Genomic DNA, 15239 nt, shown 5'->3' with positions numbered 1-15239 from the left:
GACCTGCCGTTTTTCCACTCCCCTGATGATTGGCGTTAGGCTTCTCAGGCAGCTGTCGTGCCTGACGCACGAACGCCCACGTCATTGTCGGTGATTCTTTCACCGACAAAGTACGTGAGCGTTAACACCATAGGAACTTTATGCTGGTTGAAATACTCAATAAATATCTCCTCTGCTTTTTTACCCGTTGGCCCTCGCAAAATGAATTTTCTTTTTCCCGCTGTTCTTCTCTTTTCTTTATCAGATATTGGTCCAATCATTTCCAAGCATTCATCAGAATCTTTAAACTGTTTATTCTCAATTATTTCAACAACAATTTCATATAGTTCTTCTTCAGATAAGTTTTGGAATGCCTCTATAACTTTTAATCTGCTTGGCCTTAGGGGACGCTGATACCAGCCCTGCCGTGGGTTATCGTGAATAGAATCAAATTCGTCTCTCATATTCTTTATCGTATTTGCCTTCACAGATAGGCTTGTACTAATCTCGTTAAAAGCGTCTGTAGCGTTTTTGAAACCCAACTTTTTAAAAGCAATAGTATCAAATTTAGAAAGATATAAAGCCACAATTAAAGCCAATTTATTATTTAACTCCATTATGCAATTCCTCCTTTATCAAACTATATCTCATGATTCAACAAGCTACAATCTGCATCGAAAGTTATCATTCAAAAACTCAATTGTTTTATATCAAACCAAATTAAGAGGACTCAAAGCTACTTTACGCTTGAGTCCCAGGAAAACAGGTAAATGTGGCTCCAATAAACTATTTCCTGATAAGCGACACACAGCACTCCACATGTGTAGCCTTTATATACACGCAATAACTACGACAAAACAGCATCTCTGCCGTTTTGTCGTAGTTATTTGGTGGAGAATCGTGGGCTCGACTCCCTGACCGCTTGCATTGGCATGCAAGAGCTCTCCCAAGGATAGTCATTATACTCCCAAAAGAGAAGTATTGATTTGAAATTACGATAATAACTTCGAAATTTCAGAATCAATTAAAATCAACTCATTTGTAGTTCTACTTTTAAGTAAATTTAAGATAGCCTTGACTTCGCTACTATACTCACCTCTGTCAATTCCAATAATATCACATATAGCAAATATGACCTGCTCATTATATCCTGAAGGTAAGTAACCACCGTTTTTCAAATCCTTAAGTGAAACTTGTCTGGTCTTCAGAGGGTTTTTATCAATAACTATCCACGAGTAACTCTTTAACATAGTAATAAAATCGAGTTCGTTGAGAAGAACACTATCCCATTTTTTATAATAAAAACGAATATATCCCCTTCTATCTTTAACAACCGCAAAAAAGTCTAAAAGTAATTTAATAAATATTTGGGTATGTGTAAGATCAACATTTTCACTTAAAAACTTAAGAATATTTTGCGCTGCAACTATAGTAGGGCTATAGATGGAATATTCATTTTTATAATTTATTGGTTTCGGTATTTTTTCGAATATTTCTCTGTTTTCCCTATTAAAGAACTCTGGGTAATACGCATCGATTTCTTTTACTTCAAACATATTTTTTTTAACTTCAGATTCAGCGAAAAACCTCATTAACTCATCTTGCAAATCATCAGGTACATATCTGTTATATATTTCATTATCTATAAATTCACTAATGCTTAAAGCTTTAGATTTGACGTATAAGCTCTTAATTCCTTCATCTTCTATATAGAATGCATCACTGGTTTTTCTTTTGGAGTATCCACTCTCATTATTTTTCACTATAATCGGTATGTTCTTAAGCTCTATTTTTTCCCCTGAAATCTTTATCAATTTCAAAATCAAAATAAAACCAGCAAAATACTGCTTCAAATTTTTAACATGTAAGTCTCCTGGAACAAAATATTCTTTTTCTATAAATTTAATAATTGAAGAATACCTCAGATTTGTTAATTTAAGAAGTGAGCCTACTTGGTTGCGTATGTTCTCGTCAATGAAAATTGGAGCAAATGTTAGATTGGTTTCTTTATTTATTTCAGATACCACTTCACTTAAGTTATTTATGCCATTATCCAAATAGATATCCTTTTCATTAAGTGTTACATATTCACCTGTATTTGTTTTAATGAACTTTAGATTCTCAATCTTACCTCTTTTTTTCAACAAATACTTGTACAATTCTTTGATATTTTCCATATCCAAGATACTTTTGTTAGTAGCAATAGTTTGTATTATATTATCAAAATCAACGACTTTAACACCCTGTATCTTAGAGAAAAAACCATGAAATCCAATGTACTGGCTATCTATCCAACAACAATTATCATGAAAGTGATTAGCTTTAAATATGTTTTTTATTTCAATGTCATCTGTAAATAAGATATCATTAATATTGCGTGAGTGTTCTCCTAGTTGGATTTTGTTATTATTTAGAAAATAATTCAATAACGACTCTTCAAATTTAGATTTTATAATATTGCTAGAGCCTTTATTAAAATGTAAAATCACATTAAGAAAGCTCTTATTAATTAATCCATTTTCGGAGAATAGATCGATGACACAAATTAGCATTTTAATTGTAACATCTAAGATCTGGCTATTATTTAAATCGCTGAAAATATCTAAATTGGCATTGTATAATTCTTTCCGACTCATTCCTACTGTATACTTCCCTTGAATTAAGTAACCTAGTCCAGCATGTGTATTAGTAGGGAAAAATACATTAAAATTTGAATTATCAGCAAAAATAAACTTAATTTCGCCATCAGAATTCCTTGTTACTTCGAATGCAATCTTAATGTTTTTATAATAATTCCCACTCTTTGCTTTGTCTCCTACAACCCTACCATCAATCACCAAGTATGTTTTCTTTGAAATTTGATAAACAGATACAATTCCTGCGTCCATTAATTCTCTAAAACCACTGTTACATTTATCCAGCGCAAAAAAATCTTTAGTAATATTTTCTTTACTTACTACATTTTCATATACTATTTCATCTTCTTTTTCAACTTTCACATGCAGAGCGGTTATATGATTAAGAAATAATAGGTACCTACTGGAAATGTCACGAAGTCTATCATACACTTTTTGAAAGACCTCACCATCAGTGTACGGAAGTTCTATACAAGTATCGTAATTTTCAGTATATGAAAGATCACTAGTTTCACCTTCAATATTGGGTATATTAAACTTGGGGATAAGATAATCATGTATTTCAAATTGATATTTACCTGACGTTATCTTAGGCTTTGCTGTAACATTAAAAACTGATTTAAATCCAATTCCAAACTTTCCTATCTTACTGTCATCTGTTGCTTTGCTGTTATTCACTTGGCTAGCTTTGGTGATCTGTTCTATATCACTTAAATCAAAGCATTTCCCGTTATGTTTTAAGCTGATTTCTCGGTCATTCAAATAAATTTCAACTTTATTAGCAGTGCAATCATCAGAATTTTGCAATAACTCAAGAACAAATGCTGAATCATCACTGTACATTGCTCGCGAAGCTTCATACATAGATTGAATATCCTGAGTTTTTTCGTATAGTTCCCTTCTTGATGTCACCAACTTATTTATATCTCTCAGTTCCGCCAATGTAAACTGACCCATATGATCCTCCTTATACTATTCATAATTACATACCCCTTTTACATTCCACATACGATTTTAAATGTACATTAATATTATCCTATCTCCAATTCAAACTCCAGAAAATTTTCCCATTTTCGACAAAAGAAAAGACCCCTGCAAGCGGCAGGAGTCTCATCTTCAATTAGTCCTATAGACCTTACTCAATCACTTTATCGGCATCGACTTTGATTTCCCAATCTAAACGCTCATCGTCCGATAAACTGACTGATCTACAACTTGAAGTGAACCTTGATCTCTCCCCGACAAACATCGACCCTGTCGATGATTATGTCGAGCAATATATTCGATTTCAGCGAGCGACACGTAAACAACCTTCTTGAGCAGTACTGTCACATCTCATTTCGTACCATCAATATTAGGCACTCCACATGCACCGTATGCGGAAACATATCCACCGGCTGAACCTCCACCGTCCGATAGCCGCCGTCCTCCAGCACTCGCAGATCCCGCGCCAGGGTGCTCGGATTGCACGACACATACACGATCCTCTCCGGCCGAAGCTGAAGCATCGTCTCCAGCAGAACCGGATCGCAGCCCTTGCGAGGAGGGTCCACCACGATGACGTCGGGCGAGACTCCGGCTGCTTGCCAGCGCGGCATGACGACGCCCGCATCGCCGACCTCGAATTCCGCGTTGCGAATCCCGTTCAGTGCAGCGTTGCGGCGAGCATCCGCGATCGCTTCGGGGACGATCTCGACGCCGTAGACGCGGCGGGCGTGCCTTGCGAGGAACAAGGTGATCGTTCCGATGCCGCAATAGGCGTCGATCACCGTCTCCTCGCCGGTGAGAGCGGCGTAGGCAACGGCGGAGGAGTACAGGCGCTCCGTCTGCACGGGGTTGACTTGGAAGAAGGAGCGAGCCGAGATCGCGAAGCGGATGTCCCCGATGTCGTCGTAGATGACGTCCTCGCCCCATAAGACGCGGGTCTCATCGCCGAAGATAACCGGCGAACGCTCCACGTTGACGTTCTGGCAGATGCTCCTCACGCCGGGAACGCCGTCCCGAATCAGCGCCACGAGCTCGTCCGCGCGGGGCAGGTCTCGGCCGTTCGTCACGAGGACGACCATGCGCTCGCCGGTCGCTTCCGCGTGGCGGACAACGACGTGGCGCAGCAGGCCGCGGCCGGTCTCGCGGTCGTAGGCGCTGTAGCCGAGGGAACGGGCGATGCCCTTCACGATACGCGAGGTCTCTTCGTTCTGCTCTTGTTGGATGAGGCAGGCGTCCATGTCGACGATGTCGTGGGTGCCTTGCTCGAAGAAGCCGCCCACGAGGCCGCCGGCACGGTCGTAGCCGATCGGAATCTGCGCCTTGTTGCGATAGCGCCAAGGTTCTTCCATGCCGATCGCGGGATGCACGATAATCGCAGGACGCCCCTCCGGCTCTCCCGACGCAGCCAAGCCGGCAACAGGCAGCTTCCCGATCCGGGCCAGGTTGTCCGCCACCAGTTGGCGCTTCCAGCGAAGCTGGGCTTCGTAGCTCCAATGCTGCAACTGGCAGCCGCCGCAAGCGTCGTAGATCTCGCAGGAAGCGGAGATTCGGTCGGCGCTTGGCGACAGCAGCTCGGCAAGGCGAGCTCGCCCGAACGACTTGCCGATGCTGACGACTTCCGCTCGAACCCGGTCGCCCGGAAGCGCGCCGCGCACGAACAAGGTGTAGCCAGCCACCCGGCCTACCCCTTCTCCCTCGTGGGTCAGGCCGATGATCTCCAGTTCGACAGCCTGGCCGACCTCGACAGGAACTCCCGTCAAGCTGGTCGGCGCACCGTTCCCCCTGCGACCGCTGCCGCGGGCGTTCGTTTGTCCGCCGCCGAAGCGGTCTCTGCGTTCGCTCCCCGGGGAGCTTTTGCCGCCCGAGCGCCTCTTGGTCGAATCTCCGGTATGGTTTTTTTTGAATGATGCCATCTTGATCCCTATTCCTTCCCTGGACTGACCGATAAAAAAGACGAAGCGGCGCCTGTCTCGGCGATCTTCGTCTCTCTCCGCCCTCTTCTACTTGTACGAAGTCTTCCCCGTCTCGTCCACGATAACCGCCAGGTGGCTCTTGAGCACCGCCAGCTCCGTCGGGAGCGTGCCGCCCAGCTCGCCGTCGAGGTTGAGCTGCACCCGATCCTCCGCCCGGACGACCAGCTTCGACGTCTGGAAGTGCATGACGTGCGAGTCGTTCAGATGCTCCCCCCGCATGGCAAGCGACGCGATACGGATCATCTCCGCGAGGTTGCACTTCTTCAGCAGCACGACATCGAACAGGCCGTCGTTCGTGTTCGCCTGCGGCGCCAGCTTCTCGAAGCCGCCGACCGACTGGCTGTTCGCCACGAGGAACAGCATGTACTCGTCCTCGAACTCCCCGACGCCCTCCGCGACGATGTTCAGCCGCGACGGATGGAAGTTGACGACCTTCTCGAAGCCCTTCACGTAATACGCGAGCTGACCGATCATCGTCTTCAGCTTGCTCGGCACCTCATAGGACAGGTCCGTGAGGAAGCCGCCGCCCGCAATATTAATGAAGTACTTATCGCCCGTCGCATAGCCGATATCGACCGGCCTCGTGTGGCGGCGCACGATCAGGTCCACCGCCTCCTGCCAGCGGCGCGGAATGCCATGAGCCCGGGCAAAATCATTCGTAGTCCCCATAGGCATAACCCCGAGCATCGGCCGCTTCTCGTGCCTTGCGATCCCGTTCACGACTTCGTTAAGCGTACCGTCTCCGCCCGCCGCGATGACCAGATCGTACCCCCGCTCTACTGCCAGAGAAGCCGCGAACGCCGCGTCCCCCTTGCCTTCCGTCGCGTGGCAGGACGTCTCGATCCCCCCTTGCTCCAATCGCTGAAGCACCAAGGGCAACCGACGCCGCATCTCTTCCCTTCCCGAAGTCGGGTTATAGATCAGCCTCGCTCTGATTTTCTCCAATATGCTCACCCTCTTTATCTCTCGAGCTAATCTCTTGTTCACGCAGCCATAACGAGGCTTGCCTTCGAATCCATTCCTGCAGCTTCGGATGCGGCAACAGCGAGCTCTCCGCATAGACGCAGCCGAGTCCGTCCAGCCTGCGCGGGATGACCGACGAGGTGAAGTACCCTTCGCTGATCATCACGGGAACCGCCGCAACGACAAGCCCCGGAGCCCGCTCCTTCAACGAACGCACCGCAGCCGCGACCTCGTCGGGACGCAGCGTCGCCACGCCGGCGTCGGCATAGCCTCCCCGCTCCTTCATCAGAGCGGCCAGGCCGTCCAGCCCGCGATGCCATTCCTCATAGAACCAGGGCTCCTCGCTGCCGTGGCCGACGAGCAGCAGAGCGATCTCCGCCGCCTCGCGCCCCTCCAGCCCCGATGCCTCCGCAACCCGGTCCAGCAGCACGTCCGCAATCTCCGAATCGTCCGCGATCGGCCGTCCGTACGTCAACCTCGCGCGAACCCGAATTCGCTCAAGGTCCGTCTCGCGCCGCGGCTCCTCGTATGCTCCAAGCGCCCAGCCAATCTCGTCGACATGCGTGCTCCCGGCCGAGACGAACAGCGGAATCGCCAGAATATCCGTAACCCCCGCCGCTTCCAGCCTGTCGATTCCGTCCTGAATGAGGCGCCCTTCCACCAGCTCCAGGTACGCCGCTTCCACGGGAACGGGCCGCAGCGCCTCGCGCACCGCGCCGACAGCCTCTTCCACCGACGCCGCCCAGTGCGCCTCTCTCGAACCATGGCCGATGACCAGAATGCCCGGCTTCACGATGCTCCCCCCGCTTCCCATCCGTTCCGCAACACGCTAACACATTCATGCTATCGAATCGCATCCCCAATGTCAACGTAACCCATCCCCGGGAAAATAAATCTTGCGCCCCGCCCCTGTTCCAAGGGGATAGGCGACGCAAGCGCGGCCATGTGCAGATGAGCGACGGTTCCTGAATGAGGGGGAGAGGCGGCCTAAGGCCAATCGGCGGACAAGGTGAACCGGACAGTCGCCTCCTGAGCCAAAGATAGAAGCAGCCTAAGCATGGCCGCCCACTGCATCAGGGTAGATCGCCCTCCGATCCGCTGGCTTTTGCGACCGCCCGGTATCGCGCTGCACGAATATGATTTTTCGCATAAAATCCGGGCACCCCGCGCATCGGCGGCTTCTCGAACATGAGCATACGCCAAAAACCGCCAAGCGCTGTTAAGCGCCCGGCGGTCTCCTGCTCCTGCCTGCCTATCTGTCCTTACTTGTTGGCCGCGAGGAACGCGTCCAACTGCTTCTGCTTCTCGGCGATGACATCGTCAAGGCCGTTCGACTTCAGCTTCTTGAAGTATTCCTCCGCCTTCGAAGGATCGACGGAGCCGGTGTCCAGACCCGGGTCGTACTGCTTGCGGGTGTTGTTCATGACGGACGCCTGCGACTTGACCGGCTCGGCGTTAAATGTGAAGCCGAGGGCCGGAGAGTTGTGCGCGCCTTCGTTGAACGCCTTGAACTGGTCCCACTTGTCCGGAGCTTCCGTGTTCCAGACGTAGTTGATCATCTGATTGCCGAGCATCCACGCCGCGCCGATGCTGTAGTTAGGCGTGTTGTCGGTCGGGGTGATGATCTCTCCGCTGCGGGAATAATGGTCGCCTTCGATGCCGAAGTTGATCAGGTTGTTCAGGTACTTGTCGGAGTGCAGCAGATCGATGAACATCATCGCGCGGGCCGGGTCGCCGGACGTCGAGGAGATGCCGAGCATCGAGCCGGCCGTGTCGCTCGTTGCGACCGTGCGTTCCGTCATCGCGACCTGCGCCAGCTTGCCGGACAGCCCCGTCGCGGAAGCGAGCTCGGCGTCCTTGCCCGGCTTCAGCGGCGAAGGAACCATGAACACGTCGCCCTTCTTCAGCGCGTCGTTCACGCCAAGCTGCGTCGTCGCCGCATCCTTGTTGATGTAGCCCTTCTGGAAGAACTCGCGGGTAATCTTCAGCGTCTCCAGATAACGCGGCTGATCATAACGGGACTTGACGACCGTGTCCGTGCCGTCCTTCATGATAACGCCGTCGATCGTATTGTCGCCGAGGTAGTCGTACTTCGCGAAGTAGTGGGCGTTGAAGTTCTCGCCGTCGCGCATGAAGATCGGCGTCATCTCCGGCTTCTTCGCCTTCACTTCGGCCAGGATCGGCTCGAGGTCCGCGATCGTCTTCACCGCGTTGATCTTCTCCGTCAGGCCCAGCTCGTCGGCGATGTCCTTGCGGTACACGATGCCGCCCTGCTCCGCCAATTCCTTGTTCGCCGGCACTCCATAGTTGAAGCCGTTGATCTTGGCTCCCTTCAGGAACGCTTCCGGCAGGCTGGACAGAATGTCCTGCCCGTACTGCTCGATCAGGTTGCCGTACTTGCCGTTCGGATCGTTCAGCGGCAGGAAGGCGCCCTTCGCCACGTTGGCCGAGTGGCCGTTCCACGAGGCGGTGAAGATGATGTCCATCGGATCGCGGGAAGCGATCGCCAGATTCATCTTGTTATCCCATTGGCCCCAGTCCACGAAGTTGATATCCAGCGTCGCATTGATCTTTTCCTTCAGATACTTGTTGATCTCCGTCTCGACCTTCACTTCATCCTTCGGAGGCGTGCCGGGAAGGAAGAACGTCAGCTTATACTCCTTCAGATCCGATGGCGCAGCGGACGATTCCGCCGGCGATGCGCTCTCCGAAGCCGGAGCGGATGCGCTCTCGGACGGGGACGGGGAAGCGGACGGCGAGGAAGAGTTGCCGCTATTGTTGTTATTGTTGCCGCAGCCTGCCAGGATAAGCGATAAGGCCGTTACTGCCGTCAGCGATAGCGCGAACGACTTCGAGATCTTTCTGCTCAGCTTGAGCATGTGGTGTTGCCTCCCTTTTTATCATTGAGATACAGAATGTATGCTCAACCGGCCGGTAACCGGTAGAAGCCATTGCTTATCCCTTGACGGCGCCGACCGTCAGGCCCGTGATGAAGTAGCGCTGGAAGAACGGATACACGAAGATGATCGGCCCGATCCCGACGACGGCCATCGCCATCCGCGCGGTCTCGCTCGGCATCCGGAAGTTCGGGTTCGCCTGCATGATCGCCGAGTACGCTTGCGAATTGGAGCTTAGGTACTGGATATCGAGCAACGCCCGGTACATCCGGAACTGAATGCTCATCGGACCGTCCGGCGAGATGAACAGCAGGCTGTTGAACCAGTCGTTCCACAGGTTCATCGTGCAGAGCAGGCCGACCGATGCCAGCACCGGAAGCGAGAGCGGAAGCACGATCTGGAAGAACGTTCTCAGCTCGCCCGCCCCGTCGATCTTCGCCGATTCCATAAGCGCCGGCGGGATCGAGTTCTGGAAGAATGTGCGGATCAGAAGGACGAAGAACGCCTGCACGAAGAACGGCATCATGAGGACGAGCATCGTGTCTTGCAGGTGAAGCCCTTGCTTATACGTCAGATAGAAGGGAACGAGCCCGCTGTTGAACAGGATCGTGAAGAACATGATGAAGGTGAAGATGCCGCGGTGCTTGAAGTCCCGGCGCGAGATCGGATACGCATACAGCGTCATGATCGCCAGCGCCACGAACGTTCCGACGATCGTCACGAAGAGCGATACCCCGTACGATTCGACGATCGGCCTCCAGTCCTTGATGAGGAAGTCGTAGGCTCCGAGGCTGAACTTCTCCGGCCACAGCTTGTAGCCGTTAAGCTGCACCCGCTGTTCGTCGGAGAACGATACCGCCAGAATGAGCAGCAGCGGAAGCACGCACGCCACCGTGTAGAACCAGAAGAAGATATTGATGGCAAGGTTCGCGCCGCGGGACACTTCGCTTACCGAGTAGGTCTTGGCGCGCTTGCGTCTGAGAGTCGTCGTGGTCATGGAATGGTTCCTCCTTCGGCTTGTAGTTAGAACAGGGCGTCATCCTTGCTGACCCGGCGAACGACGAGGTTCGAGGCCAGCACCAGTACGAAGCCGATGACGGCTTGGTAGAGCCCTGCGGCCGAGGACATTCCGATATCCCCCATGACCATGAAGCCTTGATAGACGTAAGTGTCGATAACGAGCGTCGTGTCGTAGAGCGCCCCGGCGTTGCGGGTCACCTGGAAGAAGAGCCCGAAGTCCGCGTAGAAAATCCTTCCGATCTGCAGAAGCGTCATTGTGATAATAACCGGCCGGATGAGAGGAACCGTGATGCTCCACACCTGCCTCCACTTGCTGGCGCCGTCGATGTGCGCGGCCTCGTAATACTCGTGGTCGATGCCGATGATCGCCGCCAGGTAGATGACCGCGTAGTAGCCGACGTTCCGCCATTCGTTGATGATCGGCAGGATAAGCGGCCACCACTTCGGCTCGCTGTACCAGTCGATCGTCTCCCAACCAAGCATCGGGAAAATAATTTTGTTAAGGATGCCGATCTCCGGGTTCAGGAACGCGTACACGAGGTAGGCCATGATGATCATCGACAGGAAGTACGGCAGGAACATCGTCGTCTGGTGAAACTTCGCAAGCCGTTTGCTCTTCAGGTTGTTGAACAGGAGAGCGAAGCCGACGCCGAAGACCAGGTTCGTGACGATGAAGACAACGTTGTACAGAATCGTGTTCCTCGTGATCAGCCATGCATCGCTTGTCTGGAACAGGAACTTGAAGTTGTCCCAACCGACCCAGGGGCTGTCCAGGAAGTTCTGGAAGAAGCTCGGGGACGCGTACGTCATGTTCTTGAAGGCGATCAGCCCGCCGACCATCGGAATGTAATTGTTAATCAGCAGCACGATCAGCGCCGGAGCCATCATCAGATAGAAAACGCCGTATTTGGACCAGTAGCTCTGGTTAAGAGTTCTCGCCCGCTTCTCCTTCCCCGCCTTCTTCCTGCGGATCGCCGCCGGTGTCGCCTGTTCCATCTCCATCACAATCCTTTGTCTCTAATTGGTTCCTTGGTTGGCTTGTGATCTTATTGTACGGCGGCCGGGGCGGCCCTATCTATCTACTGGGATGACCGATATAGCACTTTGGTGACTTTTTGTAAAACGTTTTCTCTCAACCGTCTACGAGATGGTCTGATGCTTCTTCCGATACTCCTGCGGCGTCAGCCCGGTCGTCTTGCGGAACAGCTTCGCGAAGTAGGAGAAGTGCAGGTATCCGAGCCCCTCCGCGATGTTGCTGATCTTGTCGTTCGTGTCCGTCAGCAGCTTCTTCGCCCGCTCGATCTTCACCTGCGCGATGTAATCGGTCAGCGAGAGCCCCGTCTCCTTGCGGAACAGCCTCGACAGGTACGCCGGATTGCGGTAGACGCAGCGGGCGATGTCGTCGCGGCCGATGTCCTCGTGCAGGTGGTCCTGAATGTAGGAATGCACCTTCGCGATAATCGCGCTCGTCTCCTTGCTCCCGTCCGCGCACGCCGCCCCGAGCTTGACCGCCAGCTTCAGCGCCCATGCCGACATCGCCGCCGCGCTCCGCGCCGTCTGCCCCTCCGCCAGCTCCTGCGCCGCGAGCGCATCGTAGATCGACAGCCCCCTGCGGGAAGCCGCCTGCAGCAGCATGTGGGCATAGCCGAAGTAGAACTGCTCCAGATGCTCCCGGGTCGCTCCCTCGCTCTGGAACCGGGCCATCGTCCGCTCCAGCTCCTTCGCCAGCTCCCCCGCCTCGCCCCGGTCGAGCAGCAGCCCCCACTCCGTGAACGACGGCATCGCCGGGCCCGCGCCGGCTCCCGCCGTCGTTCCGGCCGCCGCCAGCTCCGCCTCCTTCTGCGGCGCGTCGATAACCGAGCGCGTCTCCGACAGGTTGGCCCGCTCGAGCTGCGACAGCTTCTCGAGCGCGGCCGCCAGCCGGCTGATCGGCACGCTCTCGCCCACGTAACAGCTCACGCGGCAATGGAAGTACTCCTGGCACGCCTTCACATACTCCGCACACCGGGCGAGCAGCTCCGGCCGGCTCCGCCCCGGGCTCTGGTCCGGGCTCTGCCCGCCGTTCGCTTCCGCCGAGGAATAGACGAGCGCGAGATTAAGCCCGCTCCGATCCTGCAGCACCGCCCCGATCGCCTGCTCGCCAAGCACAATCTCCGCCGCCGCCTTGCGCACGGCGTATTCCATGATGCTCTCGTCGCGGGCGTCCAGCTCCATCTCCCAATGCTCGATGCTCAGCAGAATCGGCAGCGCCTGCCGGTCCGCCGAGAGCGGGATGCCGAACAGCGCGAGCTCGCGGTTCAGCCGTTCCGCGCTCATCGAGAGCCGCCCGGCCAGCACGTCCTGCCAGAAGCGCTCGACCAGAATCGGGAGCTGGCTCGCCCACTGGCGGCGGTACGATTCCAGCGTGTCCTCGAACTTCGCCTGCTCCTTCCGGCGAATAAGCTCGGCGACGCCGCGGCGCGCGATCTCCTTCAGCACGTCATGGTCGACCGGCTTCAGCACGTAGTCGAAGCAGCCGTTCTGCAGCGCCTCCTGCGCATATTCGAACCGGGCGTGCCCGGTCAGGAAGATCGTAAGCGTGTTCGGCGACGTCTCGCGAATGTGCCGCAGCAGCTCGAGCCCGTTCGCCCCGGGCATCTCGATATCCGAGATGACGAGGTCGACCGGCTGCTCCCTTAAGCGGCGCTTCGCCTCCTCGACGTCCTCCGCCTCCAGAATGGTCCCGATCGGCAGATCCGACCAGTCGATTCCTTGCGTAATCCCCTTGAGCGCATAAATCTCGTCGTCCACCACGAGCATCGTCAGCATAAGCCTCTCCCCTTTCGCACAATCTTTTCCCCCGGTCGCTGTTCCTCAGTCGCTATTCCGCGTCCAGCCGCAGCGGAACCTCGGTCGGCAGCCGAACCTCGACGCCCGCTCCGCCGCCGGTCACGTTGTAGAAGCGGATTCCCCCGGCGTCCCCGTACAGCATCTTGAACCGCCGCAGAATGTTCCAGATGCCAAGATGCCGGTCCCCGCCCTCCGACACGTAACGGCCGCTCTCCAGTTCCTCCAGCATCGTCTGCGGGAAGCCCGAGCCGTTGTCCTCGATCGTCAGCGCGACGAACCGCCCCGGCTCCGCTTCGTCCTCCCGCGCGGCGATGCGGATGCGGAACAACGTGCCGTCCTGCGGCCGCTTGTTGAAGCCGTGGATGACGCTGTTCTCGACGAACGGCTGGATCATAAGCGGCGCGATGGCGAACGAGCGATGCTTCGGGTCGATGTCCAGCTCGTAATCGAGTTTGTTCACATAGCGCAGCTTCTGGATCTCCAGGTAGTGGCCGATATGCTTGATCTCCTCCTCCAGCGTCACGACCGTCCGGTTGCTCTGCATGAGGAAGCGGAAGTAGTCGGCCAGGTGGAGGGACAGCTTCTGCACCGTCTTGTAATCCTTCAGCGCCGCGAGATTATAAATAATGTTTAAGCTGTTCATATAGAAGTGCGGATTGATCTGGATTTGAAGATGCTTGTACTCCGCCCGCTGCACCCTCAGCTGCTCCTCGTAGACGTCGATTTTGAGCCGCTCGATCTGCTCCGCCATCTGGTTGAACGTGCGCGACAGGAACGCGAATTCCGTGTTGCCCCCCGACGTGTCGGGCAGACGGACGTCGAGTCGCCCTTGCCCCAGCTTGCGCATCCCGCGAATGAGGCGGACAAGCGGCCTGAAAATAATTCGCTGAAGGAAAATCAAATAGAAAGAGAGAAGAACCGCCACCATCAGCGGAATCCAGTAGTACAGGATTTTCTGGAAGGAGGGGAGATTCTGCAGCAGGGAAGATTCCGGCATGACGATGACGTAGCTCACGTCCGCCTTCGCGGAGGGCTCCGAGAGCACGAGGTACGACTTGCCGTCCTGGCGAATCTCGCCGTAGGCCGTCTGCATGGCCGCAATCTTCCCGCGGAAGTCGCGCGACTGGATAAGCGGCGAAGGGCTGTCGGCGAGCAGCTCGCCCTTCTCGTTCATGAGGAAGGCTCCCCCTTCGGGGCCGACCGCGAAGTTCTCGAGCACCCGCAGCAGCGAAGGCGTGCGGACGAGCACCCCGGCATAGACGTTCAGGCCGAGGTCGTACGTGCTGAGCAGGTAGTTCATCCCGTCCAGCTCGACCGAGCTCCAGCGGCTTGTCTCGTTCAGCGCCGGGTCCGGCAGCTTCGAGGACATCAGGTTCTCCCGCCCCCACTTCAGCAGGATGGCCTGCTTCTCGGAGTTGTTCGTGTTGTCCGAGGTGGCGAAGAACAGGTCGTCGTTGCCGCGAATATAGATGAAGAGCGTATCCATGCTGTAATAGATGCCGCCGGAATCGAGCACGAACTGGTTGTTCAGGCGGATCTTCGCCAGATTGTAATCGCTGTCAAGAGGAGCGAGCGATTGGAGCAGCGGAATGTCCGAGTTGCGTTCGAGCCGGATCAGATACCGCTTGTATTCCTCCAGAATTTTGTCGTTCTCCCGCACATTCGCCATAAGCAGCTTGTTGTAATGTGACGAGATCTGTCCGCGAACGACGTCCATGGCATAGAGATTGTTGTAGAAAAGAAACAGTACGAGCGGCGCGATAATGAGAATAAAACCGAACACAATTCGAAACCGCACCGATTGCCAGAATCCCATCGTCTCTCCCCCTCGGGGACCGTCTTCCAATTTGTTCCTAGCATACCGTAGGGGCGAGAGGCTGGCAATACCAGATTGCCCTGCCAAGCTAAGCGCTCCCCTGCGGTCGATGGGGGTTGGTCTCGGATTGGTTTCGGAT

At 53.9% G+C, this 15239-nt stretch carries 10 protein-coding genes; all 10 read right to left on the bottom strand.

The window, feature by feature from the left end; all coding sequences use genetic code 11:
* Nucleotides 1-44: 44 nt before the first annotated feature.
* Nucleotides 45-596, bottom strand: coding sequence for a hypothetical protein (locus tag E6C55_RS16965; RefSeq protein WP_136370997.1), 552 nt, complete (start codon nucleotides 594-596; stop codon nucleotides 45-47).
* Between the two features lie 375 nt (nucleotides 597-971).
* Complete coding sequence (locus tag E6C55_RS16960) at nucleotides 972-3572, bottom strand: sacsin N-terminal ATP-binding-like domain-containing protein (RefSeq protein WP_136370996.1); 2601 nt, start codon at nucleotides 3570-3572, stop codon at nucleotides 972-974.
* 371 nt (nucleotides 3573-3943) lie between these two features.
* Nucleotides 3944-5515, bottom strand: a complete 1572-nt coding sequence (gene rlmD, locus E6C55_RS16955; RefSeq protein ID WP_211093600.1) for a 23S rRNA (uracil(1939)-C(5))-methyltransferase RlmD — start codon at nucleotides 5513-5515, stop codon at nucleotides 3944-3946.
* Nucleotides 5516-5602: 87 nt separating this feature from the next.
* Complete coding sequence (locus tag E6C55_RS16950; protein ID WP_407923743.1) at nucleotides 5603-6466, bottom strand: YegS/Rv2252/BmrU family lipid kinase; 864 nt, start codon at nucleotides 6464-6466, stop codon at nucleotides 5603-5605.
* 22 nt (nucleotides 6467-6488) lie between these two features.
* Nucleotides 6489-7331 carry a sirohydrochlorin chelatase gene (locus tag E6C55_RS16945; protein WP_230986720.1) on the bottom strand — a complete coding sequence of 281 codons (843 nt, stop codon included), beginning with the start codon at nucleotides 7329-7331 and terminating at the stop codon, nucleotides 6489-6491.
* Between the two features lie 469 nt (nucleotides 7332-7800).
* Complete coding sequence (locus E6C55_RS16940) at nucleotides 7801-9417, bottom strand: ABC transporter substrate-binding protein (RefSeq protein ID WP_136370994.1); 1617 nt, start codon at nucleotides 9415-9417, stop codon at nucleotides 7801-7803.
* A 76-nt stretch (nucleotides 9418-9493) separates the two neighbouring features.
* Nucleotides 9494-10432: a carbohydrate ABC transporter permease gene (locus E6C55_RS16935; protein WP_136370993.1), complete on the bottom strand. Its 939-nt coding sequence runs from the start codon at nucleotides 10430-10432 to the stop codon at nucleotides 9494-9496.
* Between the two features lie 26 nt (nucleotides 10433-10458).
* Nucleotides 10459-11451 (bottom strand): ABC transporter permease, encoded by a 993-nt coding sequence (locus E6C55_RS16930; RefSeq protein ID WP_136370992.1) that lies wholly within the window; start codon nucleotides 11449-11451, stop codon nucleotides 10459-10461.
* A gap of 144 nt (nucleotides 11452-11595) precedes the next feature.
* On the bottom strand, nucleotides 11596-13263 hold the full coding sequence (locus E6C55_RS16925) for a response regulator transcription factor (RefSeq protein WP_136370991.1): 1668 nt from the start codon (nucleotides 13261-13263) through the stop codon (nucleotides 11596-11598).
* Nucleotides 13264-13315: 52 nt separating this feature from the next.
* Nucleotides 13316-15100, bottom strand: coding sequence for a histidine kinase (locus E6C55_RS16920; RefSeq protein ID WP_168735700.1), 1785 nt, complete (start codon nucleotides 15098-15100; stop codon nucleotides 13316-13318).
* Nucleotides 15101-15239: the final 139 nt, after the last annotated feature.

Origin of the sequence: Cohnella fermenti (assembly GCF_004801405.1) — a bacterium.
In the GTDB taxonomy this organism is placed as follows: domain Bacteria; phylum Bacillota; class Bacilli; order Paenibacillales; family Paenibacillaceae; genus Cohnella; species Cohnella fermenti.
The sequence above is the reverse complement of the archived record's forward strand: the minus strand, read 5'-3'. Positions and strand labels throughout refer to the sequence as shown.

Coding starts and splice junctions, on each gene's coding strand:
- rlmD (WP_211093600.1), bottom strand. CDS start 5,515: ATGGCATCATTCAAAAAAAACCATACCGGAGATTCGACCAAGAGGCGC.
- E6C55_RS16925 (WP_136370991.1), bottom strand. CDS start 13,263: ATGCTGACGATGCTCGTGGTGGACGACGAGATTTATGCGCTCAAGGGG.
- E6C55_RS16965 (WP_136370997.1), bottom strand. CDS start 596: ATGGAGTTAAATAATAAATTGGCTTTAATTGTGGCTTTATATCTTTCT.
- E6C55_RS16930 (WP_136370992.1), bottom strand. CDS start 11,451: ATGGAACAGGCGACACCGGCGGCGATCCGCAGGAAGAAGGCGGGGAAG.
- E6C55_RS16940 (WP_136370994.1), bottom strand. CDS start 9,417: ATGCTCAAGCTGAGCAGAAAGATCTCGAAGTCGTTCGCGCTATCGCTG.
- E6C55_RS16960 (WP_136370996.1), bottom strand. CDS start 3,572: ATGGGTCAGTTTACATTGGCGGAACTGAGAGATATAAATAAGTTGGTG.
- E6C55_RS16950 (WP_407923743.1), bottom strand. CDS start 6,466: ATGCGGCGTCGGTTGCCCTTGGTGCTTCAGCGATTGGAGCAAGGGGGG.
- E6C55_RS16920 (WP_168735700.1), bottom strand. CDS start 15,100: ATGGGATTCTGGCAATCGGTGCGGTTTCGAATTGTGTTCGGTTTTATT.
- E6C55_RS16935 (WP_136370993.1), bottom strand. CDS start 10,432: ATGACCACGACGACTCTCAGACGCAAGCGCGCCAAGACCTACTCGGTA.